The 2,134-nt window shown below is 65.9% G+C and carries 2 protein-coding genes and 1 pseudogene; all 3 read right to left on the reverse strand.

The window, feature by feature from the left end; translation table 11 throughout:
* Positions 1–514: ATP-binding protein (locus ACXJKR_RS30585; RefSeq protein ID WP_457326049.1), on the reverse strand; the 514-nt coding region annotated here is incomplete at its 3' end.
* 95 nt (positions 515–609) lie between these two features.
* Positions 610–1,722: a DNA polymerase III subunit beta gene (gene dnaN / locus ACXJKR_RS30590; RefSeq protein WP_457326050.1), complete on the reverse strand. Its 1,113-nt coding sequence runs from the start codon at positions 1,720–1,722 to the stop codon at positions 610–612.
* A 231-nt stretch (positions 1,723–1,953) separates the two neighbouring features.
* A pseudogene (locus ACXJKR_RS30595) lies at positions 1,954–2,134 on the reverse strand (LysR family transcriptional regulator); the annotation flags it as partial.

Genomic DNA, 2,134 nt, shown 5'->3' on the forward strand with positions numbered 1-2,134 from the left:
GCACCTTGCCGTTCTGGCGCACGGTCAGGCGCAGGAACTTGGACAGGCCGTTGACGCAGGACACGCCCACGCCGTGCAGGCCGCCCGAGRCCTTGTAGCTGTTCTGGTTGAACTTGCCGCCGGCGTGCAGCTCGGTCAGCGCGATCTCGGCTGCACTGCGCTTGGGCTCGTGCTTGTCGTCCATCTTGACGCCGGTGGGGATGCCGCGGCCGTTGTCGATGACGGAGATGGAGTTGTCGGTGTGGATGGTGACGACGATGTCGTCGCAGTGGCCGGCCAGGGCCTCGTCGATGGAGTTGTCCACCACTTCGAACACGAGGTGGTGCAGGCCGGTGCCGTCGGAGGTGTCGCCRATGTACATGCCGGGGCGCTTGCGCACGGCTTCCAGGCCTTCCAGGATCTGGATGGAATCGGCGTCGTACACCGCGCCCGATTTGGCCTCGGCCGCGGCGGCCGCCTGCTGGTTGGCGTTCAGGCCATCGGGGTGGTCGGCACTGCTGGAAACATCACTCATCGGGAACTCTCTCTCACTCGCGGGCGACAAATTCATCGCCCTTTAAAAGCACTGAAGCGGGCCGAAGCCCGCTGTGTCCAAGCCAGGGTGCTGGCTCAGATTCGCATCGGCATCACGACGTACTTGAAGCCGGTGGTGTCGGGGATGGTCAGCAGCGCGCTGCTGGCGCTGTCGTTCAGGTCGATGCAGACCATGTCCTGGCTCATGTTGGCCAGGGCATCCATCAGGTAGGTGACGTTGAAGCCGGTCTCGATCTTGTCGCCGGCGTAGTCGATCTCGATCTCTTCCTTGGCTTCTTCCTGCTCGGCGTTGCTGGACGCGATGCTCAGCAGGCCCGGCTCGAAGGTCAGGCGCACGGCCTTGAACTTCTCGCTGGTCAGGATGGCAGCGCGCTGCAGGCTGCTCAGCAGCGGCGCGCGGCCCAGCGTCAGGCGGAACTTGTGGCTCTTGGGGATGACGCGGTTGTAGTCGGGGAACTTGCCCTCGACCAGCTTGGTGACGAACTCCATGCCGCTGAAAGAGAACTTGGCCTGGTTGCCGGCAAAGCGCATCTCGATGGCGTCGTCTTCCTTGCCGTCCTTCAGCAGGCGCTGCAGTTCCAGCACGGTCTTGCGCGGCAGGATGACTTCCTGCTTGGGGATGTCGGTGTCCAGCTCGGCCTGGGCCAGCGCCAGGCGGTGGCCGTCGGTGGCCACCAGCGTCAGGTTCTTGCCTTCGGCGACGAACAAGATGCCGTTCAGGTAGTAGCGGATGTCATGCACCGCCATGGCGAAGTGGACCTGGTTGATCAGGCCCTTGAGCGCCTTTTGCGGCACGCTGAAGGCGGGGCCGAAGTCGGCGGCTTCCTGCACGAGGGGGAAGTCGTCGGCCGGCAGGGTCTGCAGCGTGAAGCGGCTCTTGCCGCCCTGCAGGGTCATCTTGTTCGCGTTGCTGGTCAGGCTGACGACCTGGTCGGCCGGCATGGAGCGCAGGATGTCGATCAGCTTGCGGGCGCCGACGGTGGTTTGCAGGTTGCCGGTGTCGCCGTCGAATTGCACGGTGGTGCGCACCTGGATCTCGAGGTCGCTGGTTGTGAGCTCCACCTGGTTGCCGGTCTTGCGGATCAGCACATTGGCCAGGATGGGCAGCGTGTGGCGCCGCTCGACGATGCCGGACACCGCTTGCAGCGCGCCGAGCACCTGATCCTGGGGAGCTTTCAAAACGATCATGGAGGCCTCTTGGGGGATCTCTGGGGGGCAGTTTCGGCGCGCCCAAGCACAACGCGCGCGCGAAGCTGCGATTGTCGCCCGGAAACGGTGCCCGGCCGGCCGGCGGGGCTCTTGTGGGGGCTACGGGTGAACCCGGAGGCCGCGCAGGCCGGCGCCGACCCACACCCTGGGATAAGGGCCCGGCGCGGCCGCAAAGACCCGCCATCTGGCGGCAACGCCGCCCAGCATGCCTCAGTAAAGGTCGCGCGCCGCCGACCTCACCTCGTGCAGCAGCTGCCGCGCCCCGGGGGACATCAGATGCCCCTCGCGGGTGATGATGCCGAAGGCGTCCATGTGGCAGGGCAGGTCGATGGGCAGGATGGCCAGCACGTTCAGTGACGCGTAGTAGCGCGCCACCTCCACGGGCATCACG

It is taken from the genome of Roseateles sp. P5_E11 (assembly GCF_054049355.1).